Raw genomic sequence first — 26,125 nt, forward strand, 5'->3', positions numbered from 1 at the left:
ATTATAATTTTCGCTTTAATTCGAAATGTTTACCTAAATAAACTCTTCTTACTTGTTCGTCATTGGCTAAATCTTCAGCAGTTCCTGCCTTCAATAACTTTCCTTCGAACATTAAATAAGCTCTGTCAGTAATAGATAAAGTCTCATTTACATTGTGGTCAGTAATAAGAATCCCAATATTTTTTTGTTTCAACTTGCCTACAATTGTTTGAATTTCTTCCACAGCGATAGGGTCAACGCCTGCAAAAGGTTCATCTAACAAAATAAAAGCTGGATCCATCGCTAGTGCTCTTGCAATTTCTGTTCTTCTTCTTTCCCCACCAGACAACACCATTCCTTTATTTTTTCTTACATGGTTCAAACTGAATTCGTCTAAAAGACTTTCCATTTTTTCTTTTCTTGCTGCTTGGCTGATTTTTCTCATTTCTAAAACGGCCATCAGGTTTTCTTCAACCGTGAGCGATCTGAAAACAGAAGCCTCCTGTGCCAAATATCCTACGCCTTTTTTAGCTCTTTTGTACATTGGCAGCTTTGTGATATTTTGGTCATCTAGATATATTTGACCTGAATTAGGTTTTACCAAACCAACTATCATGTAAAAAGATGTGGTTTTTCCTGCTCCATTCGGGCCTAAAAGACCAACAATTTCGCCTTGTTCTACACTTAGTGAAATATGATCGACTACGGTTCTTTTAGAATACGTCTTGACTAGATTTTCTGCTTTTAATATCATTTTTGTATTGATTGTTTGGGAGTCTGTTAGCAACAAACATACCTAATTAGCAAATTAACGAAAATAATCAATCAATGCGGATATCTTTCAGATAAAGCTGTAAAGATTTTACGCCATTAAAGTGATTTTCTTGAATCGTGAATGCCAATTCAAAAGTATTTGAATTGGTAAGTAGGTCTTTATATTCTGCCATTCCAAATCCTATCGCTGAAAGTTTTTGAGTTCCAGCTTTATCTTTTACGCTTAGTTTTAGATGTTTTTCTTTTAGAATTAAAGGTTCTCCTATAATGGTCAAATCTTTTGCTGCGAAAACGGGCTGCATATTGCCTGGTCCGAAAGGATCCATCTGACTTAAAATAGCATAAAATTTATCGGTAATTTGGTCTAAAGAAATATAACTATCAATTTTTACTTTTGGAATAAGCTGGTCTTCGGTAATGTTTGTTTTTACGATTTGCTCAAAAGCAGCTGAAAAATCAGGGATTTTATCAATTGAGAGCGTTAGACCTGCAGCATGCATGTGACCGCCAAACTGATCTAAGTGTTCCTTACATGATTCTATTGCAGAATATAGGTCAAAACCCTCAACTGAACGAGCAGATCCGGTCGCCTTTCCGTTAGATTCTGTTAAAATGATAGTTGGTCGATAATATTGCTCAATACATCTGGAAGCCACAATTCCTATTACGCCTTTATGCCAGTTTTTATTATATAGTACTGTACTGTTTGCCGTCAATAATTTTTCATTTTCCTCAATTGCAGATAAGGCCTGAGTAGTGATGTTTTGATCGAAATCTTTGCGGGTATTATTTTTATTGGAAATATTTTCGGCTATTATGGTTGCTTCATCCTCATGGACAGCGGTTAATAATTTCACAGCCAAATGCGCGTGGTCAATTCTTCCTGCGGCATTAATTCTGGGTCCTAACTGAAAAACTAAGTTAGAAATAGTGATTTTATCTTTTAAGCCCGATGCCTGTAGTAATGCTTTTATCCCTGGTCGTGGATTAAAATTTATTTTTTCCAGACCGTAGAAAGCCAGCGTTCTGTTTTCACCCGTAACTGCAACTATATCCGCTGCGATGCTAATGGCAACTAAATCTAATAATTCAAAGGCATGATGCTCAGGAATTTCTTTTTGAATGCAGAATGCCTGAATGAATTTAAAACCAACACCACAGCCTGATAATTCTTTAAAAGGATAATCGCAATCTTTTCGTTTTGGGTCTAGTATGGCAACGGCTTTTGGTAGCTTTTCACCGGGATTGTGATGGTCACAGATGATAAAATCAATATCTAATGAATTGGCATAATCCACTTGATCCTCTGCTTTGATACCACAATCTAATGAAATGATAAGACTGCAATTATGTTCGTTTGCATAATCAATTCCTTGCATGGAAATGCCGTAGCCTTCGAGATATCGATCGGGAATGTAATAAAATAGATTGCTGCAATAATTTTTTAAAAAGCTATACATCATAGCTACTGATGTGGAGCCATCTACATCGTAGTCGCCATATACCAAAATGAATTCTTTATTTTCAATTGCATTAATCAATCTATCGACTGCCTGTGGCATATCTTTCATTAGAAATGGATCATGACAATCTTCTATAGAAGGGCGGAAGAAAGATTTCGCTTCGTCATAATTGTTGATTCCTCTGCCAACCAAAATTTTAGATAAAACAGAATTAATATTTATAGCCTGGCTTAATTCATCAACCTTTTTGGAGTTAGGTTCTTCAGCTAAAATCCATTTTTTTTCTTTCGGCATGTCACAAAAATAAAAAGGCTTCGAATAAATCCGAAGCCTTCTGTAAAATGATTTTATAAATAGTTTTATTCTCCTACCATTACGAAAGCACCCCAATAGAATGGAGCTTTATATTTATCTTTAATTGTTTTTTGAGCATCGTTGAAAGCAGATAATTTGTCTTTTCCGCCAATCCAATTTTCATAAAAGGCAGTCATTAACTCTTGCGTTGCTTCATCATCTACAGACCATAAACTCATGATAATTGCTTCTGCTCCAGCAACTTGAAAAGCTCTTCTTAATCCGTAAACCCCTTCGCCATTTTTTAATTCACCCAAACCAGTCTCGCAAGCGGAAAGCACTACAAGTTCCGTATTAGTCAAATTCATATTCATGGCTTCATAAGCAGTTAAAATACCATCTTGTCTGGTTCCTTGACTTAATCCTGTAGTAATAAAAGAATTTGCCCCTGCCATAATTAAGCCGGATTTTAATAAAGGATTTTCACTGTATTTATCTTCTTCCTCACTGTTGTTCACTTGATTATCTTCCAAAAAGAACCCATGAGTTGCAATATGAAGTACTCTTGGGTTTTGAACGCTTTTTATTTGTGTTTCATCAGCCTCGTTTGCCAAATATGTTTTGGGTTGAGATAAGTCACTGTTTTCATACAAGGTTTCTATTTTGTTTACCTCTTCTTTTGTTCCTGGGAGTGCTGTAACTAATGAATTACCTCTTATATATCTTTGTAAACTACCTCTTAATCCTCTATTTAAACTTGCATTTTCAACAATATCGCTAGCCGAGCCATTGTCATTTATCCCTTCTTCGATTATTCCTTTATTATAATTTGGGAAGCCAAATAATGTAGGTGCGGAGGCTAAATTAGAAGTCGGTTTTCCCTCGCGATAAGCTATTAAATCTTTTGTATTGGTCAGCAACTGTATGTTTTGTTCTTCTAAAACGAATTTATCGGTTTCATTATTGAAGAGTACATTTATACTGATTTGATTATAAATTCCATCTGGTGAAAAGTACAATTTATCATACTTTTTTGTTTTTGCTGCAATGGGTTTCCAATAGAAGTCGTAACTATATTTATCTTGCACCTTAAAGCGAATAGCATTTTTATAGTTTTTAATGTATTTGTTTTCTAATTCAAAACCATTTTCAAATAAAATTAACTCAGGATATTTTGATTTTTTATCGATTAAAAGTGCAGCATAATTAATTTTATTTTTGAATAATCCACTGCTATCAGGTGTAAATTCTCTAAATCTGATCATTTCAATTGCCGCCTCATTGTCTTTCAGCTTTGCTTGAACATCCTTCCAGTTATAGTTTTTGGCTGCATAAGCTTCTTCAAACTCAGATGATGCCCTGCTTAACTCTTTTTCTAAAACTGAAGAATATTCAATTAAAGAATCTAATTTTAAATCTTGTTGCTTTAATTCTTCCTCTGACATAGAATATAGCTGAGAGATTAATTCTTTCGTGCTAATCCAGTTTTTGTATTGCTGTTTTAATTTTTCATTATCACTAGCCAAAATATCTTTTCTAGCTTTGGCCGTTGCATACATAATAAGGCCCTTGGTGGCCAATTGATAATCGTACATATCACCTAAAAGTGCAGCATCTTGGTCTTTATAAGCAATTGCAAATGAATTAAATTCTTCAAATGTGGAACGTAAAGTGTGAGTATAAAAATTGGCTTTTTGTTGCTCGCTTAATGCTGGAAAATATGCTTCAATTTGAGCGAAATAATTATCAAATGTTTCTTTAAAGTAGTTTTTTGCCTTTTTAGGATCGTCTTTAAACCAAGTTAATTCTGCCAACTCCTTACTCGTTTCTGCATAAAGTGGATGCTTTTTATTGAGATATTTGGTTCGTAGTTGATGAGCAGAATTAATATGTTTCTCAGCCTGTTTGATATTATTCATTCTGAAATTGGCTATACCCCATTTCAGTTCATATTTAGAATATTCGGGATTACTTTTATCCAAAATCTTTTGTGAAGCTAAAAAACTTTCATTCATTAGTTTATAATAATTCTCTATGTCATTTGCCTTGTTTAGTGCTAATGCTTTTTCTTTTAATACACGTATGTAAAGTTCGCTTTCTACTCCTAATTGAGATTTTATAACCTTCAGTGATTTATCAAAATAATAAAGCGCAGAATCTTGTTCTCCAATTTCGATCAAATTCTGTGCGTAATTATTAAATGTAATGGCATTATTTAGCGTTTCTTCCTTGTCTAAAATTTCTTGAAAAATATTAACTGACTCTTCGTATAAGCCGATTTTCCAATATAGCAGGGCTAAATTATTTTTGGTATTCTCTTCCAATAATTCATTTCCTGAAATTTTATTAATTATATCCAGTGCTTGAGTATATAATAATTCTGCATCAGAATATTGGGAGCGGTAATAATAAGGAATTGCAAGAGTCACTAATGCTTCTGCATAATCAATACTTTGTTTTCCAAAATTTTCTTCAATAAAAATTAAATTGTCCTTTAAGATATCTTCCGACTTAGAATAGTAACCAATATCAAAATAAGCCATTCCTAACTCTTTATTGACTACATGTTGGTATTGCTCTAAAACGAAATCAATTTTCAACAAATTTTCAAGTATATCCATTGCCGTTTTGTGCTCTCCCAATACTCCATGGATTTTTGCAAGTTCTATACGGCTTTCTACATAAGCAGGGCTACTGATTCCTAAATTGTTTTTATAAAGCTCTGCAGCTTCGGTTATATTAACTTTTGCTTGACTAAAATTATCTGCAAGTTGCTGAATGTAAGCTAAATTATAAATCGCATCCGCAATCAAAATTGGGTCTGTAGAGGGGATCTTTTTTCTCAAATCCACTTCTTTTTGCATAATAACTAATGCTGATTCCAAGCTATCATAAACTAAGTATGCATCACCTAAGAAATATAACATTTCAGCTGATGTGGTGTCACCATATACCTCAGCATGATTAAGGATTTCACCTTTATTAGCGATAATTCTTTCAAAATCCTCTGAATTGAATGCAGTTTCTATTTCATTAAAGAGCTTCGAATTACCGTCCTGAGCGGTTAGGAATTGAAAAATACAAATTTGGGAAAGCAAGATCAGGATAATTGTCTTTTTCATAATTCTTCTTTATTCGTTCAGAAATTAAAGTTAGCACAATTAAATAGTAATAAAAAAGTAATAATTAGGATTCATGTAATAATTTATTTTCTTTTGTAGATACTTCATATAGGATTTAAATTAGTAATTATTTCAACTAAGAAGAAAAAAATGAGGTATATTTTATTAACAATGCTAATGAGTATTTTCATTAGTAGCAACGCAAAAGCAATGTGTAAGATATTTGATACACAGGTTGTTATTGAGGTAAATCCACTAGGCAGTTTTCAGGAAGAAGTATTATGGGAATTATATATAGTCGATAATGATTCTTTAGTAGCATCTACTACCGCAGGATTTTTAGGTATAAATATTGAAAGAGATACATTATGTCTATCAACAGGAGTTAGTTATCGCTTTGAAGCTTATGATACGTACGGAGATAGCTGGAATAATAATGAATATTCCATTTCTTATATTGATGGATTTATTGTAAAAAGCAGTAGCTAGGACAACGGAAATGAGCTGTTTATTTCATGATTGCCTAACTCGTAATTAGCACATTCATAATATATGTCAACTTTTCTTCAATACTTTTCTAAAGCAGTAAATCATAACAGCAGTTACTGAAAGCTGTACTACCAGCATAATAATTAAAGGTTCCGTATTCATAGTGTGGATGATTTTCTTCGTTTTCTGTATGCCACATAAACCAGTGAACTGATTGCCGCGAATAAAAGCAGTAATATTCCTCTGGCCATATTAGCGTAAAATATTTGTTGGCTCAATAGTTCCTTTTCTGAGGCATCAGTAGCCAAAGCAAGGCTTTCTTTTAAACCTGTGTTATTTAATTGCAAAATCAGAGAGCTATTGTCCAATGGCCAACCTTCTCCTGAAGATAATTGTGCAAAAGCCTCAGTCCAATTGTTATTTTCAGGAGTGAATAGTGCGCCTAAAAATACACTGATTAGCAATAAAGGTGTTACAAATTTTATAACCCATTTGAAAAAGCCAGGAATGACAATGTCTGCGCCATCATTAATTTCTTTCCAGCCTTTTTTCATACCAAAAACCCATGCGAAAAGAATGGTTTCTGCCAAGGCAAATATTACGAGCGATACTGTTCCGGCCCAATAGTCATATTGGTCGAAAAAGCCATATTGATAGAATAAAACACATGGTAAACCGAGTAGCAAGGTTAAGGTACCAAAGGAAACTGCTCCTTTGATTTTTCCCCATCCAAATTCATCACGCATAAAGCCCATCCACGGTGTACCCATGGCCAGAGAAGAAGTAATACCCGCAAAAAATAATAATCCAAACCAGAATACACCTGCTAGTGCAGCCAATAAATCACCCCATTGTCCGAAAAGGAAGGGCATAGATTGAAAAGCTACTCCGAAACTTATATTTTCTTTTACCCAATCCAAACCAAAATAACCTGCAGCAATTGGAATTACGATCAAACTACCTAACACTACTTCCACAAACTCATTGGTGAAACCAGCAGTAGCGGCATTAAGTGCAATATCATCTCGGCTATCCAAATAAGCAGCATAACAATGGATAGTTCCCATTCCCACGGATAGGGTAAAGAATATCTGTCCTGCAGCTGCTAACCACACGCCTGGTTTTAAAAGCGAATCATACTCAGGTGTCCACAAATAATTAAGGCCATCCCAGGCATTAGCCAATGGAAACTGGTCTGATGCCATGCTAGTGCCTAAAGTTAAACCGCGAACAGCCAAGAAAATACCAAAGAGTATGAGTAAAGGCATCATAATCTTAGCTACTTTTTCTATACCTGCCAGACCTTTACTTAATATGTAGGTATTAATGAGAATACAAATGACGAAGAAAAAAATTGCTTCGTTAGGTATGCCCAAAAAGGAAGTAGACATATTAATATAGTTCCCAAAGTATTGGGCTACTTCCGACTGAGAAAGTCCTACAAAAGTGCCTTTTATACTATGGAAAGCATAGGAAAGTGTCCAGGATTCAATGTAACAATAATATGCGGCTACGGCTATGTTAGTGAAAATACCAAAAACCCCAATGTATTTCCAAAGGGAGCCTTTACTCATGCTACTGAGGATAAAAGGAGTAGAGTGATGTCCTTTTTTGCCTCCAAATCGACCCATGGACCATTCAATCCACAATAATGGTACACCCATTAGAATAAAACATACGAGATAAGGTATAATAAAAGTCCCGCCACCGTTTTGAACAGCTTGAACAGGAAACCTTAAAAAATTACCCAGTCCTACAGAATTACCAGCCATGGCTAGAATTAAGCCTAAACGGCTGCCCCAAGCCTCATTTTTTATAGTCATAATTTAATGGTCATGTAGATTACATGCTCGAAATAATGCGGAATTTATGATATATAATTGTCATATTCACAACTGCTAAACTATTTATTTTAAATATATTTTGAAATTGTTTTTCGGCAGATTATTATACTTCATTTGGAGGTAAATGAACATAATATTTCAGCTTTGAAAAAAAAAACAGCCAGTGAAATCTTTTTCCATTGGCTGTTCTAATTGTCCGAAATCTAATGGTGGTAATTAGTAAGAGATGCCGGCTAAATTAAGACTTTTGAAAAATTAAGTCTTAATTTTCAGGTATGACGTTCTGCTATTAGAATTCGTAATTAAACAATTCCTAATTCTTAATTATTATCCCCAAAGATCTTCCATCGTATAAGGAGATCCTTCCTGTGTCCAAAAGCTTCCATCAACAAATCGATAATTTTTATCCTCTTTACTGATGGCTTTTACTTCCTCTGCGCTTAAATCAATAGCATCAGCTTCAAGATTTTGTTTTATCCTACCAGCATTGGTTGATTTTGGAATAACAGAAATGCCACGATTTAAGGCAAAAGCTATCAAAATCTGCGCTGGAGTTTTACTATATTTATCCGCAATATTTTTGATGACATCTAATTCAAACAAATCGGGTTCATCATCTTTTTTCATTTGACTTGCCCGGTCTTTTGAGCCAAGTGGAGAATAGGCTGTCATTAAAATATCATGTTTTTTACAGAATTCAACTAACTCCTCTTGAACCAATCGTGGATGTAATTCTACTTGGTTCATCTCAGGTTTAATGGAGGCAATTTCCCGTAATTTTTTCAAATTAGCGATGTTGTAATTTGCTACGCCTATATGCTTGGTGAGTCCTTTTCCCACCAATTTTTCCATCGCTTCCCATGTTTTTTGGATCGGAGCATGATCTGGCCCTAAAAAGTCATCTCCTGATTTTGGAAATTCCGATTCAGGCTTTTGAGCTACAGGCCAATGCATCAAATATAAGTCTAAGTAGTCTAACTGTAAGTCTTTTAAAGTTTGTTTAAGCGCAGGCTCTACATCAACTGGTAAGTGGGCATTATTCCACAATTTTGAGGTAATAAAGATTTCCTCACGGGTGCAAATATCCTCTTTAAAAGCTTTTTGGAGTGCATCACCTATTTCCTTCTCATTGCCATAAATGTAGGCACAATCGATATGTCGATACCCTACTTTAAGAGCTTCCAAAACTGCCTTAAAAACTTCTCCAGGCTCTGATTTCCAAGTTCCTAGACCCAAAGCGGGTAAAATATCTCCATTTCTAAACGTTAATTTTCTCATGTAAATGTTAAGGGTTAGTCTACATTATTATACTGCTAAGAATATATTATGTTGAATAAAATGTAAAAACTCCTTTTTAAGTATCTGCTGAAAATACACTGGTAAAGTTATTAGGCTGCGCTATTATTGCTTACAAAATCCAATTAATCAGCCAAGTGGCGCTTACTAAAATCAACGCCACTTACTATCTCATCTTCCTTTCCTTTGGGGGAAAGATTGAGGATGTGGCATTTGGTGAGGGAATATGGATAGTGCTTTTTTCAACACTTAGCAGTGAATTCATTGCATTATTCCGTTAAATTCCACTAGATGTATAAATAGTTCAATCCTAACTCTATTTATAATTTTTCTAAATTAGTCATGAATTTTATAAAAAAAATAGCACAAACAACTAAATATCAGTTGTTTAAACCCTTTTTCATGAATTGGAATATAAAATTGGCAAATTTGTATTGCAAATGTATTTGAAATAATGGCTTTGGGCAGTAGATTTGTACCCAATTAATAATTGGTGTTCCCAGATGCTAAATGAACAAATAAATATGTCCTTGAAAACGTATATTACTCGCTTATCTTTTATAGCATTCCTATTAGTGAGTTTTTTATCATTACCCAACAACTCTTTTGCACAGGATGGCGAATTGCCTACAAGTGAAGAAGCGCTTGCTAATGGTGAAAAACTATTTAAAAATAATTGTGCTGTTTGTCACCAGATCCAAAATAAAATGGTTGGACCTGCTCTCAAAAACGTTTACGAAAGAAGAGAGTTGCCATGGTTATTGAATTTTATCAAAAATTCTCAAAAAGTAATCCAAAGTGGAGATGAATATGCAGTTAACCTTTATAATGAATATGGAAAGGCAGTAATGCCTCCTTTTGATTACTTCGCTGATGAAGAAATCAAAAATATTTTAGGTTATATTAAAGACCAAACTGAAAACCCACCACAAGAAGCTACTGCTGATGCTGGTGGAACATCTACTGAAGCAGGATCAGGTGGTGGAGGAATTCCATCGGAATACCTAACCCTGATCATTGTTGGATTTGTGATCGTACTTATCTTAATCTTGGTGGTTTTGGTATTGATCGTAACGGTCTTAACCAAATTCATCAATCAAAAAGAAGATATTGACGAGAGAGACAAAGAATTTGTAAACCAAAAATTAGATCTTAGCAAATTGGTGAGAAGTAATGGCTTCTTATTCTTTGTGATCTTAATATTTACAGCCGTTGTAGCTAAAACAGTTATTGATGGTCTTTATACTGTTGGTGTTCAGCAAGGATATCAGCCAACACAGCCTATTGCATTCTCTCATGAGATTCATGCAGGGCAGTATGAAATTGAATGTCAGTATTGTCACACTGGGGTTATGATTTCTAAAAGTGCAAATATTCCTTCAGCTAATATCTGTATGAACTGTCACTCAGCTATCAAAACTGAATCAAAAGAAATAGCAAAAATATATAAAGCAATAGATTACGATCCTGAAACTGGTGAGTATGGTGATAATGTGAAACCAATTGAGTGGGTAAGGGTACATAACCTTCCTGATTTGGCTTATTTTAACCATTCTCAGCACGTGAATGTAGGTGAAATTGAATGTCAAACCTGTCATGGTCCAATTGAGGAAATGGCAGTTGTGAAACAATGGAGTACATTGACGATGGGATGGTGTATAAACTGCCACAGAGAAACCAAAGTAAATACAAAAGGAAATGCATATTACGATGATTTAGTCAAAGCGCATGATGGTGGCGACTTGAAAGTAGTGGATATAGGTGGTTTAGAATGTGCAAAATGTCATTATTAATTAAAATATTTAATCGACTTCATTAATCATAGATATGAGTAATCAAAAAACATATTGGAAAGGAACTGAACAATTAACAAATGATCCTTCATTTGTTAAAAATGCAGAAAAAGAATTTCCTGAATACTTACCAATCAATGAGGGTAAAGAGTCTAATGGAAGTACTTCCAGAAGAGATTTCTTGAAATTGATGGGGTTTGGTGTAGCTGCAGCATCCCTTGCTGCTTGTGAAGCGCCTGTTAGAAAAGCAATCCCTTATTTAAATAAGCCTGTAGATGTTGATCCAGGGATTCCTAATTATTATGCTTCTACTTATTCAGTAGGTGGTGATTATGCCAGTATTGTGGTTAAAACACGTGAAGGAAGACCTATCAAGATAGAAGGAAATAAAAACTCAGCGATTACCCAAGGCGGTGTAAACGCTCAAGTTGAAGCATCCGTGCTTTCCTTATATGACCAGGAGCGATTAGTAGGTCCGTTGAAGGAAGGCAAAAACACCGATTGGAATACAATCGATAAAGAAGTTACAGAACAACTTCAAGCCATTAGTGCTGAAGGAGGTCAAATTAGAATTGTTTCAAATACCATTATTTCACCTTCAACTTTAAAAGCTATTAACAAAATGGCTGAAAAGTATGGTAATACTGAGCACGTCATGTACGATGCAGTATCTCAAAATGGTATGTTGGCAGCCAACGAATCAATGTTTGGTGTAAAAGCAGTTCCTTCTTATGACTTTAGTAAAGCAAATACTATTGTTAGTTTTGGTGCTGACTTCCTAGGAACTTGGATTTCTCCAATTGAAAACACAAAACAATATAGCAAAACCAGAAAAGTAAGCAGCGAGGATAAAACAATGTCTCGTCACTATCAATTTGAAGCCTATCTTTCATTAACGGGTTCAAATGCTGATTATAGAACAACAGTAAAACCTTCTCAAGAAGGATTGGCAGTGGCAGCTTTATATAATGAAGTAGCTAAAATGACTGGAAATGCTCCTATCAATACAAATAAAGTAGAGATAGCGAATATCACAAATGCGGCAAGAGATTTAGCCTCAAATAGAGGTAAATCATTAGTGGTTGCTGGTTCAAATGATACTGATATTCAATTATTGGTAAATGGTATCAACTCCATGTTGAACAACTATGGAACTACCATTGATTTGAATCAACATTCAAATGCTAGAAAAGGAGATGATGCTTCATTCATCAATTTTGTGAAGGAAGCAAATGCTGGAAATATCAAAGCGGTTATTTTCTATAATGCTAATCCTGTTTATGATACAGGAATGGGAGAAGAGATAAAATCAGCTTTAGAAAAAATTTCTTTATCAGTTTCTACATCAGATAGAAATGATGAAACAGCTCATTTAGTGAAATATGTAGCACCAGATCATCACTTCCTAGAATCGTGGAACGATGCTGAGCCTAAGAAAGGTCATTTGAGTTTAGCTCAGCCAACTATTTCTCCATTGTTCAAAACTCGTCAGGCTCAAGACAGTTTCTTGACTTGGTCAGGCGATAAACAAGAATATTATAATTTCCTTAGAAAGAATTGGGAAGATGAACACTTTAGTGGTCAAGAACCAACATTTGATATTTTCTGGGATAAGACTTTATATAATGGGGTATTTACCTACAATGTAGAAAGTAGTGATATAGCTGTTCAAAATGTAGATTTATCAGCTGTTGCAAATAGAATCAACAAAAACTATAAGCCAAACAATACTGGTTTAGAAGTAACTTTCTATCAAAAAGTATCTATTGGAACTGGTCATCACGCAAATAATCCATGGTTGCAAGAATTACCTGATCCAATTTCTAAAGCCACATGGGATAACTATGCAACTATCTCACAAAAAATGGCGAATGACTTAGGGATTAAAATCTTTGAAGGTAAGACTTCAATGATCAACTTAACTATCAATGGTAAGACTATGGAGGTTCCTGCATTGGTTCAGCCAGGTCAAGCAATTGATACTATCGGTCTTGCATTAGGTTACGGAAGAAATATGGCCGGTAAGGTTGCCAATGGTGTAGGATTTGATGTATATCCATTTTTAACTCAACTTAATGGCACTAGATCTTATGCTTTAACATCAGGTGTTAGTGTAGATGGGACAGCTGGAAGCTATCAATTAGCTCAAACGCAAACGCACCAAACTTTTATGGGACGCGAGACCATCATTCAGGAAGCATTACTTGAGGATTACAAAAAGAAAGGGTGGGAGAGAGATTTCCAACCTCACATTGAAACAAGTAAAGGAAAAGTTAAACCATCTAAATTAACACTTTGGAATGGGCATAAATATAACAATCATCATTGGGGATTAGCAATTGACCTGAATTCATGTACTGGTTGTGCAGCTTGTACAATTGCTTGTCAATCTGAAAATAACATTCCGGTTGTTGGTAAGGCAGAAGTGGTAATGAGAAGAGATATGCAGTGGATGCGTGTTGACCGTTACTACAGTTCACAGCAAGGGGCAGAGACATCCAAAGAGTTAGAAGTAGCTGCTGAAAATCCGGAGGTTACATTCCAACCGATGATGTGTCAGCATTGTAATAATGCACCTTGTGAAACAGTATGTCCAGTTGCGGCTACTACTCACAGTTCAGAAGGATTAAACCAAATGACTTATAACAGATGTGTTGGTACAAGATATTGTGCAAACAACTGTCCTTATAAAGTAAGACGATTCAACTGGTTCAAATATCATGACAATAGCAATTTTGACAAAAACTTGTCTATGAATAATACCCTTGGTAAAATGGTGTTGAATCCAGATGTAACGGTTCGTTCTCGTGGAGTTATGGAAAAATGCTCTATGTGTGTTCAAAGAATCCAAGCTGGTAAATTGAAAGCTAAAAAAGAGAAAAGAGAATTGGAAGATAGAGATGTGAACACTGCATGTGCTTCAGCTTGTCCTTCTGATGCGATTATCTTCGGAGACTTGAATAATCCTAACTCTTCAATTTCAAAATACTTGAAATTAGAAGCGAGCGATAGTGAACCAATTAAAGAGGTGAATAATGAACGCGCTTACCATGTATTGGAAGAGTTGCGAGTAGCACCAAACGTTTGGTACATGACCAAAATCAGAAATAAAGATAAAGTAAATACTAAGGCTTAATTTAATAACTGTAGCAATATGGAAGTCACTTCACCCGTAAGAGAAGTATTAGTAACAGGAAATAAAACCTATCATGATGTATCTCATGATATCTGTAGGCACGTAGAAGCCAAACCAAATCCAAAATGGATGGCTGCAATGGCCTTATCCTTAGGAGCATTATTCACCGGAGGCTATGCCTTAGCTATCACTCTTTGGGATGGTATCGGTATGTGGGGCTTGAACAAAACTATAGGATGGGCTTGGGATATCACCAACTTTGTTTGGTGGGTAGGTATCGGTCACGCAGGAACTTTGATTTCTGCTGTTTTGCTTTTATTCCGTCAGAAATGGAGAACATCCATTAATAGAGCGGCTGAAGCGATGACGATTTTTGCCGTAATCTGTGCTTTGTTATTTCCATTAATTCACACAGGAAGACCTTGGTTAAGTTTCTATTGGTTTGTTCCAATCCCAAATACTTGGGGTTCCTTATGGGTTAACTTCCATTCACCATTATTGTGGGATTTCTTTGCAATCTCTACCTATTTTACAGTTTCCTTAGTATTCTGGTTTATAGGTTTAATTCCTGATTTTGCTACAATCAGAGATAGAGCAACTAATAAGATTTCAAAAGCCATTTATGGTGCATTAAGCTTTGGATGGGATGGAGCAGCGAAAACATGGCAACGATATGAAACGGTTTCATTGGTATTAGCAGGTCTAGCCACTCCTTTAGTACTTTCTGTACATACTATTGTATCAATGGACTTTGCAACTTCCGTGATTCCAGGTTGGCACACTACCATATTCCCTCCATATTTCGTGGCAGGGGCTATTTTCTCAGGCTTTGCAATGGTACTAACCTTGATGTTGGTAACCAGAAAAGTGTACAACCTAGAAGATTATATAACCATAAACCATATTGAATTGATGAACATTATCATCATGATAACTGGTTCAATAGTAGGTGTTGCTTACATAACCGAGTTATTCATGGCATGGTATTCAGGTGTTCAATATGAACAATATGCATTCTTAAACAGAGCAACAGGACCTTATTGGTGGGCATATTGGGCAATGATGACTTGTAATGTGATTTCCCCTCAGTTATTCTGGTTCAAGAAAATTAGAACAAGTTTATGGGCGACTTTCATTTTATCCATAGTGGTAAACATTGGAATGTGGTTTGAAAGATTTGTAATTATTGTAACCTCTCTACATAGAGATTATCTACCATCAAGTTGGGCAATGTTTAGCCCTACAATTTATGATATGGGTATCTATCTATTCAGTTTTGGGTTATTCTTTACACTGTTCTTCTCTTTTGCTAAATTCTTCCCAGTAATTAATATGGCAGAGATAAAATCAGTATTGAAATCTAGTTCAGGTGAAATCGAAAACAAAAAATAATTATGGAAAGCGGTAAAAACTTTATCGTAGGGATTTTTGATGATGAATCAGTGCTCTTAAGCGCAGTCAAAAAAATCCGTGGAAGCGATGTAAAAATTCATGAATGTTATACTCCTTATCCTGTGCATGGATTGGATGATGAATTGGGCTATAAGCGATCTAGAATTTCCATAGCTGCTTTTATGTTTGGAATTACTGGAACTTGTCTAGCATTCTTAATGATGATATATATGATGGGAATCGATTGGCCAATGATTATTGGTGGAAAAGACCACATTGCTATTCCTTCATTTATACCAGTTGTTTTTGAAGTTACGGTACTTTTGTCAGCATTAGGCATGGTTGCAACATTTTTTGTGATTAGTAATTTGAAGCCATATGCTAAGCCAGTTACTTTTGACATACGAAGCACTGATGATAAGCATGTAATGGCTATTGATTTGGCAAAAAATAAAAAGTCCACTAACGAATTAAGTTCTTTATTGAAAGATTCTGGGGCTGTGGAAATAAATGAAAAGAAATTTTAAGTTGAATTATCAAATGATGAATACAAATATAATATTTCAAATCTTATTCTTCGGCTTAGTAACTGTGTTATTTGGTGCCTGTGATGCAGGAGTAAATGATACAGGAACGGAGTATGCGCCTAATATGTATCATGCTGTTTCTTACGAACCTTTAATTCAGATTACTGATGAAGATGCTGGTGAATGGGTTAATTCCGATGATAATGGCTATGGAGAGTATTTCAGTTCAAATCCAAATAACCCTTTTGGCATGAACATGCGAATTCCTGCTGAAAATACTGTTCCGAGAAATGAAAATGGTATGCTTCCTTATAGATTACCGAAGGACAGTATAGAATTGGCAGCAAGAATCATGAAAAATCCTTTACCAGATACTGATAAGATATTGGAGGAAGGTAAAGTATTATATACCAAATATTGCACTCATTGTCACGGTGCAAATGGTGGTGGTTCTATGGATGAAACTGCTTTAGTAGGCAAAGTTTATCAGGGTGTTCCCTCATATAGTTCTGGGGCTACTTCTAGATTATCAGAAGGTCATATTTTTCACGTGATTACTCACGGTATCAGAAGAATGGGTGCTCACGGCTCGCAGGTGCAACAGGAAGACAGATGGAAAATTGTACGATATGTACAAACTTTACAAAAACAAGATTAATATAACAGTTTTAAGATAATTTATCATGGCTGAAGAAAAATTTCAATTTACAGCAAAAGCAAAAAAGACACTTTCCATTTTAGCTATTATAGGCATTGTGTTATTTGGGCTAGGTACATTTTTCGCTGCTTCTAGTAGTCATAGCGAAAGTATCGAAGGAGATGGAGATATGGAAGATGCTGCTGTTATTATACAAGACCTAGAGGATGCGAATGTAACAGAAGATGTTGACCAAGATCATTTTGAAGGTCCTGAACATGAAGAAGCAGGTGCGCATGGTGAACATGCTGGTAATCCTACTTGGTTGAAAAGAATCTATGCTAATTTATGGATTAACAATATGTATTTCGTAGGATTAGCACTTTTAGGTGTATTCTTTGTGGCTATTCAATATGTATCTCAGGCAGGATGGTCAGCTGCCTTAATCAGAATACCAATGTCTTTCGGAAGCTGGTTACCAATTGGTGGTATTTTGACACTACTTATATTCTTAGTCGGAGGACATGATATATTTCATTGGACACATGATTATTTGTATGATGTAAACGACCCTCGTTATGATTCTATTATTGCAGGTAAAAGTGGTTATTTAAATACTCCCTTTTTCTTGGCAAGATTAGTCGTTTATTTCGTAGTATGGTTTTTAATGTTTCGTTGGATGCGTCAAAAATCTTTGGAAGAGGATTTAACTGGTGGGGCTAATTATTATTATAAATTGAAAGGTATCTCAGCAGGTTTCATTGTTTTCTTTGCCATAACATCTTCCACTTCAGCTTGGGACTGGATATTATCAATTGATACACACTGGTTCTCCACCATGTTTGGGTGGTATGTCTTTTCTTCCTGGTGGGTAACTACTTTAGCTGCAATAACATTGATTACTGTTATTTTAAAAGAGAAAGGTTATTTGAAAATTGTAAATACTGGAGTATTACATGACCTAGGTAAATTTGTTTTTGCATTCTCAATTTTTTGGACTTATATCTGGTTCTCCCAGTTCTTGTTGATCTATTATTCAAACATTCCTGAAGAGACAATTTACTTTATTGAAAGACTTACGAGCGACCATTACAGTATTGTATTTTTTGTTAATCTTATTCTAAACTTTTTCTTTCCATTCTTGGTTTTCATGCCAAGAGATTCGAAAAGACATACAGTTTTCTTGAAGATAGTTACGATCATTGTTCTAATGGGTCATTGGTTTGATTTTTATTTAATGATTATGCCTGGTGTAATGAAAGAAAATGGTGGATTTGGATTACTTGAAATAGGAATGGCTATGATTTTTGGAGTTGTATTTTTATTTGTAGCCTTAACTGCTTTATCTAAGTATCCATTAGTAGCCAAAAATCACCCAATGATTAAAGAAGCAGAACATCATCACGTATTTTAATTTAATTAAGTAACAATATCATATATGTTCAATTTAGCTATAGGTTTAGGAATAGTACTTTTACTAGCAATTTTGTTCTTAATCTTTAGGATTTCCTCATTGATTGGCGTTGCCAAAGGAGATTCTGATAAGATTGCTACAAGTTCTAATAAGATAAATGGAGCCATGTTCATGCTATTTTTGGTAGGGGCTGGATTCTTATTTTTCTGGTATTCTTTCAAAGAATTTGAGAATTATAACTTACCAGTTGCATCGGAACATGGTTCGGAATACGAGTTTTTATTTTGGACCACAATGGCAGTAACTGGTGTTGTATTTGTATTAACTCAAATCTTGTTATTTTATTTCTCTTGGAAATATCAATACAAAGAAGATACAAAAGCTCTTTTTTACCCTGAAAATAATAAACTAGAAGTTATTTGGACTTTTGTTCCAGCAGTAGTTTTAGCAATTTTAGTATTTACTGGCTGGAGAGTTTGGACTGATATCACTGCTCCTGCTCCAAAAAACACCAATAATATTGAAATCATGGGCTATCAATTTGCTTGGGGTGTTCGTTATCCTGGAACTGATGGAGAATTAGGTAATACTGATTACAGAAATATTAGTGCTATTAATGAGTTTGGTATTGATGTTAGCGATAAAGCTGCACTTGATGATTTTAAATATCAAGAAGTAGTGATTCCTAAAGGCGAACCTGTGACCTTTAATATTAGAGCAAGAGATGTATTGCATAGTGTATTTGTACCTCACTTCAGATTAAAAATGGATGCTGTTCCAGGTATGCCTACTTCATTTACTTTTACTGCCACAAAAACTACAGAGGAAATGAGAGAGGAATTAAACGATCCTGAATTCAATTATGAATTGGCTTGTACTGAAGTTTGTGGAAGAGGTCATTATTCCATGGCTAAAAATTTAGTTGTATTGGAGCCTGAAGAGTATAGAGAATGGTACGCTAAACAAGAATCAATAGTGCTTAATACTCCTGAATTATTGAGTAAGGTTCCTGATGATTTAAAAGAAGTAGCACTTTTGAAAACAGGAATTGATAACATAGAGTTAGACTAAAAAATAAATCATAAAGTTATGTCAACAACGGCAGAAGTAAATGTAGGTCAAGACGTTCATCATGATGAACATCATGATCACGAACAAGGCTTTATTTCTAAATACATTTTCACTACTGATCATAAAATGATTGGTAAGCAGTTCTTAATAACTGGTATTATGTGGGGACTAATTGGAGTGGGAATGTCTGTGATATTCCGTTTGCAATTAGGGTTTCCGGAAATTCAAATGGAATGGCTAAGACCTTTATTAGGAGGATGGATAACTGAAACTGGTCAATTAGATCCTGAATTTTATCTTGCCTTAGTAACTATGCATGGTACTATCATGGTATTCTTTGTTTTAACAGCAGGGTTAAGTGGTACTTTCAGTAACTATTTAATTCCATTGCAGATTGGTGCACGAGATATGGCGTCTGGTTTCATGAACATGTTATCATACTGGTTCTTTTTTGCCTCTAGTGTGGTAATGATGACTTCAATATTTATTGAAACAGGGCCTGCTGCTGGTGGGTGGGTAGTTTATCCTCCTTTAAGTGCATTACCGCAGGCCATAGCTGGTTCTGGTTTAGGAATGACCCTATGGTTGGTTGCAATGGTCTTCTTTATTGTTTCCATGTTGTTAGGAGGTATTAACTACATTACGACAGTTATCAATTTGAGAACTGAAGGAATGTCCTTTTCTAGATTACCGTTAACTATTTGGGCATTCTTCTTAACTGCTGTTATTGGATTATTATCATTCCCAGTATTGTTTGCAGCAGCTTTATTGTTAGTGTTCGATAGAAGTTTTGGTACATCATTCTACTTATCTGATATCTACATTGGAGGGGAGGCCTTGCCAAATATGGGTGGTAGTCCTATTTTGTATCAGCATTTGTTCTGGTTCTTAGGTCACCCTGAAGTATATATTGTATTGTTGCCAGCTTTGGGTATTACATCAGAAGTTATTGCAACCAACTCAAGAAAACCAATATTTGGGTATAGAGCGATGATTGGCTCTATGTTAGGTATTACAGTCCTTTCTTTCGTTGTGTGGGCTCACCACATGTTCGTTTCTGGATTGAATCCTTTCTTAGGTTCAGTTTTCATGTTCTTAACCTTAATTATTGCTATTCCTTCAGCAGTTAAAGTTTTCAACTACTTAACTACGCTTTGGAAAGGCAACATCATATTTACTCCAGCTACATTGTTCTCAATTGGTTTGGTATCATTCTTTATTTCAGGTGGATTAACTGGTATTTTCTTAGGAAACTCAGTTATTGATATTCAATTACACGATACTTATTTCGTAGTTGCTCACTTCCACTTGGTAATGGGTAGTTTATCAGTATTTGGATTATTGGCAGGTGTTTATCACTGGTTCCCTAAAATATTCGGAAGAATGATGGATGAAAAATTAGGACATATTCACTTCTGGATGACTTTCATTGGTGTTTATATGATTTTCTTCCCTATGCACTACATCGGTATTGCAGGTTTCCCAAGAAGATATTATTCATGGACTAACTTTGACGCATTTAGCGGTTATACTGATTTGAATATGTTCGTTTCAGTTGCAGCTTTTGTGACTGTTGCAGCTCAATTTATATTCTTATTTAATTTCTTCTATTCTATGTATAGAGGTAAGAGAGCAGTTCAAAACCCTTGGAGGTCAAATACCTTGGAATGGACAACGCCAATTGAACCTGGTCATGGGAACTGGCCTGGGGAAATACCTAAGGTGTACAGATGGCCTTATGATTACAGTAAGCCTGGTGCTAAGGAGGATTTCATTCCACAGCATATTCCATTATCACAAACTCCTGAGTCTAATTTAGACCATGAAGTTGAGTTAGCAAGAAAAGAAGTTGTTGATAAAACAGCTGATGCGAAATCAAACTCCTAATAAATCATTTAAAATAAGCAGCTATTATCGTAATTTAGTAACAGTTACGGTAGTAGCTGTTTATCTTTTGATACTTGCTGGTGGTATTGTAAGAAGTACAGGTTCTGGTATGGGGTGTCCTGACTGGCCTAAGTGTTTTGGACAATGGATACCACCAACTTCAGTAGAAGAATTACCTGATGATTATCAGAACTTTTACGCTGAATATAGACATCAAAAGAATATCAAATTTGCTAAATACTTAGATGTGTTTGGTTATTCTGAAATTGGGAAAGCAATTTTAGAAGATGAATCAATAAAAGAAGAAGCAGCTTTTAATGCTTCTAAGACCTGGACAGAATATGTAAACAGGCTTCTAGGTGCGGTTGTTGGTTTTCTTATACTATTATGTGTTATTGGTTCAGTAAAATATGTAAAGCAATCTAAACCAATATTTATTTTAGCTTTTTCATCATTGGTCTTAGTGCTTATTCAAGGATGGATTGGTTCTGTGGTAGTTTCCACAAATTTGCTTTCATGGTTAATAACAATTCATATGATGTTGGCAATGGTGATTCTTGCAGTTTTAACTGCTTTATATTTTGTGGTTCATCGTAAGTCTGACAAGAAACAATTTGAAATTCAGGAACAAAAGAAGCTCACTTTTGTTTTAGTTGCTGCTATGCTTCTGATATTTGTACAAATTATTCTAGGTACTCAAGTTAGGGAATCTCTAGATATAGTGGCTAGCAGATTGGGTGATGCCTTAAGAGGAAGTTGGATTGAAGGTTTGGGAATTGAATTTTATATTCATCGTTCTTTTTCTATAGCGATTGCAATTATTCACATTTATCTTTTGTTCATTTTGTATAAAGCAAAAGATGAGTTGAAGATCATTTTTAGAAATGGTAAAATTCTGATGAGTCTTATAATTTTAGAAATTCTTTCAGGTACAATAATGGCTTATTTTGCTATACCATTTTGGGCTCAACCAATTCATTTGGTTTTGGGCAGTATGATTTTTGGGGCACAATTTTATATATTTTTGCAAGTAGTATATACTACTGGAAAGACAATTAAAAAGGAGTATGCAATATCCTAATTCACAAAATTTAACTATTTCGGACTTAATTTTTAGTTACGCTAGGAATCTATTCATATTATTAAAGCCTAGATTAAGCTTTTTAGTAGCATTTTCTTCTGCTTTTGGGTACGTCTTAGGATTTAGCGGTGGCGGATTAAACTATAACGTTTTGGCTTTTCTTTCATTAGGTGGGTTCTTGGTTTCTGGTTCTGCAGTTACCATCAATCAAATTTTAGAAGTTGAATTGGATAAAAAAATGGATAGAACTAAAAATCGTCCATTACCAACGGGTAGAATATCAATTCAAGAAGCTACCATTTATGCTGTAATCACTGGTCTTGCTGGTTTGGGTTTACTATTAGTCTATACTAACTTTTTAACGACAATATTATCATTAGTATCTTTAATTTTGTACAGCTTCGTTTATACCCCTTTAAAAAGAGTTGGACCAATTGCTGTTTTTGCTGGGGCAATTCCTGGCGCTTTACCACCTCTTTTAGGATGGGTAGCCGCTACCAATGGTTTTAGTATTGAAGCATGGATAATCTTTGGAATTCAATTTATTTGGCAGTTTCCGCATTTTTGGGCGATTGCTTGGGTTGCAGATGAGGATTATAAAAAAGCAGGATTTAAATTATTACCCTCAGGTGGTAAAAAGGATTTGAATACAGCTATTCAAATCATGATTTACACCTTGTTTTTAATTCCTTTGGGGTTACTACCTACTCAATTTGGTATAACTGGAATTAATTCAGCGCTAGTAGCTACCATTTGTGGGGTGCTTTTTTTAAGTCAAACATTTTACTTGATGAAAGAGTGTAGTAAGGAAGCGGCTTTGAAGATAATGTTTGGTTCGTTTTTATACTTACCAATAGTACAAGTAGCTTATCTATTAGATAAAATTTAATTATGGAGACTTCTCTAAAGAAAGATCAACAACAACAATTACAGCCCAGTATAAAAATACTTTCTATGCATCCTTTAAAGTTTGCATTATGGCTTTTTATCGTAACAGTAGTGATGATTTTTGCAGCACTTACTAGTGCTTATATTGTGCGTCAGTCGGAAGGAAATTGGTTGATATTTGAATTACCAACTATCTTTTTATATAATACCATCATTTTGGTAGCGAGTAGTGTAACGATGCATTTAGCTTATTTGGCTGCCAAAAAAGATAATTTCAAGAGTCTTAAGTTGTTCATGATATTGACAACATTATTATCAATTGCCTTTTTTATTGGTCAATATGAAGCTTGGGGAGCATTAGTAGATAGAGATGTTTATTTTGTAGGTAATCCTTCGGGCTCATTTTTATATGTAATTTCAGGATTGCATGCATTTCATTTGGTTTCTGGGCTGATATTTATTTTAATTATGTTATTTTCGGCTTTTAAATATAAAGTTCATTCTAAGAATATGGTGAAAATGGAAATGTGTACGACATATTGGCACTTTTTGGATGGACTTTGGGTATATTTATTTATATTTTTGTTGTTAAATCATTAATCCTTTTTTGAACAGTTAAATCTATGGCAACTATTGTAGAAATTGATACTACTACCACAAGCAAATGGGGAGGTGGAGTATCCCCCATGAATGCAAGTTATGGAAAACTGATGATGTGGTTCTTCCTTTTATCGGATGCATTTTCATTTTCAGCTCTATTAATAACTTACGGTCTAATTCGATACGCACATCCTGCTTATCAAGGATCTGTTTCTGAATTTGAATTCAGTACAGAATACTGGCCAATTCCGGAAATGGTTTTTGAGGCTGTCCCATTTTTGCATGGGGTTCATGCACCTTTGATTTTCGTAGGTATAATGACCTTTATATTAATATTAAGTAGTGTTACCATGGTTTTAGCTGTTGAGGCTGGGCATAGAATGGATCGTAAGGGAGTTATCAAATGGATGCTTTGGACTATCATTGGTGGATTAACTTTCTTAGCTTGTCAGGCATGGGAATGGAGTCACTTTATTCATGGAACTGCTGAAGGGACTGTGAATGCAATGGGTGAAACCATATACGGTGCAAACCTAACAGAAAATCAATATGGGCCGCCATTGTTTGCCTCCCTATTCTTTTTTATTACAGGATTCCACGGATTTCACGTATTTAGTGGGGTAGTGATAAACTTTATTATATTCTTCAACGCAGTAGTAGGTACTTATGAAAAAAGAGGTCATTACGAAATGGTTGAAAAAACTGGACTATATTGGCACTTTGTTGATTTGGTTTGGGTATTCGTATTTACACTTTTTTACTTGATTTAACTTTATTAAAGATATGTCACACGAAGAAACTAATAACGTTCAGGTAATTCCTGAAGATAAGGAAAAGACAAAGAAAATTTGGAAGGTAGCAGCTATTTTGGCGATAGTCACCATTATAGAGTTTATTTTTGCTTTCACATTACCAAGAGGTATTGTTTTAGTATCTATTTTCTTAGGTTTAACAGTTGTTAAGGCTTTTTATATAGTTGCTGAATTTATGCACTTAAAGCATGAACAAAAAGCTTTAGTATGGTCTATCATGATACCTACTATACTGATTTTATGGTTAGTAGTAGCATTGATGGTTGAAGGTACCGCAATATTTAACATCAGAAACTAATTCAAATCATTTGAAATTTTAACTAAATCAGGTTGGTCTAAATCAGCCTGATTTTTTTGTTTATGAAGAAGTCAAAAATTCTAATTCTGCTAATTACCTTAACTTTACCTGTGATTCTATATTTATTTTTGCGCTCTTTTGGGCAAAATGAATTTGCCTTGCCAGTATTTTTTGGGGATGAAGAAAAAAAGTTTTGTAGCGATTCAACTATATCAGCAGTGGATATAGAGTTAATTGATATAGATACTAAAGATTTGATTAAGCTATCAGATACTTATACAGCTGATTATAAGGTAATTCATTTTCCAAATACTCATGATTCTGAGATACAGACTTTAAAGAATGAATTAAATAGAATTCTTAATACATTTGATGAATTACCTATTACTATAATAAGTTTTCAGCCTATAGTGGACCAAAAAGTCGACCAATTAGGCACTGCATCTTTTTTGCCAGCTGAAAGAACAAATACTTATCTTTACCCTATAAAGTATAAAGATGTTTTTGTGAATTGTTTTTATGCATTTCCAACAGAAGCTTGGGATGGTAAACACCCTTCGGAAGAGACTATTCCTATTGAAAACACTTTGGTACTTTTAGACGAAGAAAATAAGATCAGAGGTTATTATGATGGGTACGAAACAAAAGAAGTTGACAGATTGATATTAGAAATAAGAGTTTTATTAAGTAATAAATAAATGGAACAGGTTAGCGCTAATCAAAAATCATATATAAAATTAATCTGGGTGCTATCAATTGCAATACCAGTGGTTGTGGCTATTCTCATTTTTGCACCAGAAAAAATAGAAGGTGCAGGAGATTGGGTTTATATCTTACCGCATTTAAATGCAACGTTTAATTCAATTACCACGATAGTTTTACTTTTAGGCTATTATTTCATCAAACAAAAGAATATTAAAGCTCATAAAAGCATGATGTCTATTGCCTTTACTTTAGGTAGTCTGTTTTTGGTAAGTTATGTGATTTATCATGCTTCTGCTGATTCTACTATTTATGGTGATATAGATAGAAATGGTATTTTGGATGAGGCTGAAAAAAATTCCAGTTTAATGTTTTGGAGAGGTTTTTATCATGGAATTTTATTACCTCATATAATTTTTGCTGCTATTGTTGTTCCTTTTGTTCTTTTTGCTTTCTATTATGCACTTACTGATAAGATAGAAAAGCATAAAAAGATTGTGAAATGGACGTTTCCAATCTGGCTATTTGTATCTATTTCAGGAGTAGTGGTTTATATTATGATTAGTCCATATTATCCTAATTAATTAGAACTCATTTCCACTTTTTTAGGTTTTATTTTAAAATTA

At 34.6% G+C, this 26,125-nt stretch carries 21 protein-coding genes; 16 read left to right on the plus strand and 5 right to left on the minus strand.

Annotated elements, in window-relative coordinates; genetic code table 11:
- Position 1: 1 nt before the first annotated feature.
- The 3 genes from lptB to VFM92_RS13810 all read right to left on the minus strand — a co-directional run bounded on the left by lptB (position 2) and on the right by VFM92_RS13810 (position 5,632).
- Entirely contained in the window at positions 2–733 is a 732-nt protein-coding gene (gene lptB / locus VFM92_RS13800; protein ID WP_325122815.1) for an LPS export ABC transporter ATP-binding protein, read from the minus strand.
- A 67-nt stretch (positions 734–800) separates the two neighbouring features.
- Positions 801–2,510, minus strand: a complete 1,710-nt coding sequence (recJ, locus tag VFM92_RS13805; protein WP_325122816.1) for a single-stranded-DNA-specific exonuclease RecJ — start codon at positions 2,508–2,510, stop codon at positions 801–803.
- A gap of 65 nt (positions 2,511–2,575) precedes the next feature.
- Positions 2,576–5,632, minus strand: a complete 3,057-nt coding sequence (locus VFM92_RS13810; RefSeq protein ID WP_325122817.1) for a CHAT domain-containing tetratricopeptide repeat protein — start codon at positions 5,630–5,632, stop codon at positions 2,576–2,578.
- 210 nt (positions 5,633–5,842) lie between these two features.
- Here VFM92_RS13810 and VFM92_RS13815 point away from each other — a divergent pair, with 210 nt between their 5' ends.
- Complete coding sequence (locus tag VFM92_RS13815; protein ID WP_325122818.1) at positions 5,843–6,121, plus strand: hypothetical protein; 279 nt, start codon at positions 5,843–5,845, stop codon at positions 6,119–6,121.
- Between the two features lie 158 nt (positions 6,122–6,279).
- Here VFM92_RS13815 and VFM92_RS13820 read toward each other — a convergent pair whose 3' ends face one another.
- Positions 6,280–7,944 carry a sodium:calcium symporter gene (locus VFM92_RS13820; RefSeq protein WP_325122819.1) on the minus strand — a complete coding sequence of 555 codons (1,665 nt, stop codon included), beginning with the start codon at positions 7,942–7,944 and terminating at the stop codon, positions 6,280–6,282.
- A 348-nt stretch (positions 7,945–8,292) separates the two neighbouring features.
- On the minus strand, positions 8,293–9,243 hold the full coding sequence (locus tag VFM92_RS13825; protein WP_325122820.1) for an aldo/keto reductase: 951 nt from the start codon (positions 9,241–9,243) through the stop codon (positions 8,293–8,295).
- A gap of 542 nt (positions 9,244–9,785) precedes the next feature.
- Here VFM92_RS13825 and VFM92_RS13830 point away from each other — a divergent pair.
- The 15 genes from VFM92_RS13830 (at position 9,786) to VFM92_RS13900 (ending at position 26,083) form a co-directional block, all read left to right on the plus strand.
- Positions 9,786–11,054: a c-type cytochrome gene (locus VFM92_RS13830; RefSeq protein WP_325122821.1), complete on the plus strand. Its 1,269-nt coding sequence runs from the start codon at positions 9,786–9,788 to the stop codon at positions 11,052–11,054.
- 34 nt (positions 11,055–11,088) lie between these two features.
- Positions 11,089–14,190, plus strand: a complete 3,102-nt coding sequence (locus VFM92_RS13835) for a TAT-variant-translocated molybdopterin oxidoreductase (protein WP_325122822.1) — start codon at positions 11,089–11,091, stop codon at positions 14,188–14,190.
- Positions 14,191–14,208: 18 nt separating this feature from the next.
- Entirely contained in the window at positions 14,209–15,582 is a 1,374-nt protein-coding gene (nrfD, locus tag VFM92_RS13840) for an NrfD/PsrC family molybdoenzyme membrane anchor subunit (RefSeq protein ID WP_325122823.1), read from the plus strand.
- A 2-nt stretch (positions 15,583–15,584) separates the two neighbouring features.
- Positions 15,585–16,109: a DUF3341 domain-containing protein gene (locus VFM92_RS13845; RefSeq protein WP_325122824.1), complete on the plus strand. Its 525-nt coding sequence runs from the start codon at positions 15,585–15,587 to the stop codon at positions 16,107–16,109.
- Between the two features lie 13 nt (positions 16,110–16,122).
- Positions 16,123–16,767 carry a cytochrome c gene (locus VFM92_RS13850; RefSeq protein WP_325122825.1) on the plus strand — a complete coding sequence of 215 codons (645 nt, stop codon included), beginning with the start codon at positions 16,123–16,125 and terminating at the stop codon, positions 16,765–16,767.
- Between the two features lie 25 nt (positions 16,768–16,792).
- A complete protein-coding gene (locus VFM92_RS13855; protein ID WP_325122826.1) occupies positions 16,793–18,160 on the plus strand; it encodes a quinol:cytochrome C oxidoreductase in 1,368 nt (455 codons plus the stop codon).
- Between the two features lie 24 nt (positions 18,161–18,184).
- A complete protein-coding gene (locus VFM92_RS13860; protein ID WP_325122827.1) occupies positions 18,185–19,231 on the plus strand; it encodes a cytochrome c oxidase subunit II in 1,047 nt (348 codons plus the stop codon).
- Between the two features lie 18 nt (positions 19,232–19,249).
- Complete coding sequence (locus tag VFM92_RS13865; protein ID WP_325122828.1) at positions 19,250–21,118, plus strand: cytochrome c oxidase subunit I; 1,869 nt, start codon at positions 19,250–19,252, stop codon at positions 21,116–21,118.
- Entirely contained in the window at positions 21,099–22,199 is a 1,101-nt protein-coding gene (locus VFM92_RS13870) for a COX15/CtaA family protein (protein ID WP_325122829.1), read from the plus strand. Before VFM92_RS13865 ends, VFM92_RS13870 begins: the two co-directional genes overlap by 20 nt.
- Positions 22,186–23,088, plus strand: a complete 903-nt coding sequence (gene cyoE / locus VFM92_RS13875) for a heme o synthase (protein ID WP_325122830.1) — start codon at positions 22,186–22,188, stop codon at positions 23,086–23,088. The genes VFM92_RS13870 and cyoE overlap by 14 nt, the downstream gene beginning before the upstream one ends.
- Positions 23,089–23,090: 2 nt before the next feature.
- Positions 23,091–23,687, plus strand: coding sequence for a cytochrome c oxidase subunit 3 (locus tag VFM92_RS13880; protein WP_325122831.1), 597 nt, complete (start codon positions 23,091–23,093; stop codon positions 23,685–23,687).
- 23 nt (positions 23,688–23,710) lie between these two features.
- Positions 23,711–24,457, plus strand: a complete 747-nt coding sequence (locus VFM92_RS13885; protein WP_325122832.1) for a cytochrome c oxidase subunit 3 — start codon at positions 23,711–23,713, stop codon at positions 24,455–24,457.
- 13 nt (positions 24,458–24,470) lie between these two features.
- Positions 24,471–24,797 (plus strand): cytochrome C oxidase subunit IV family protein, encoded by a 327-nt coding sequence (locus VFM92_RS13890; protein WP_325122833.1) that lies wholly within the window; start codon positions 24,471–24,473, stop codon positions 24,795–24,797.
- 62 nt (positions 24,798–24,859) lie between these two features.
- Entirely contained in the window at positions 24,860–25,495 is a 636-nt protein-coding gene (locus VFM92_RS13895) for a hypothetical protein (RefSeq protein WP_325122834.1), read from the plus strand.
- Positions 25,496–26,083: a DUF420 domain-containing protein gene (locus tag VFM92_RS13900; protein WP_325122835.1), complete on the plus strand. Its 588-nt coding sequence runs from the start codon at positions 25,496–25,498 to the stop codon at positions 26,081–26,083.
- The last annotated feature ends 42 nt before the right edge of the window (positions 26,084–26,125 follow it).

This window comes from Marivirga sp. (assembly GCF_035704835.1).
Classification (GTDB): domain Bacteria; phylum Bacteroidota; class Bacteroidia; order Cytophagales; family Cyclobacteriaceae; genus Marivirga.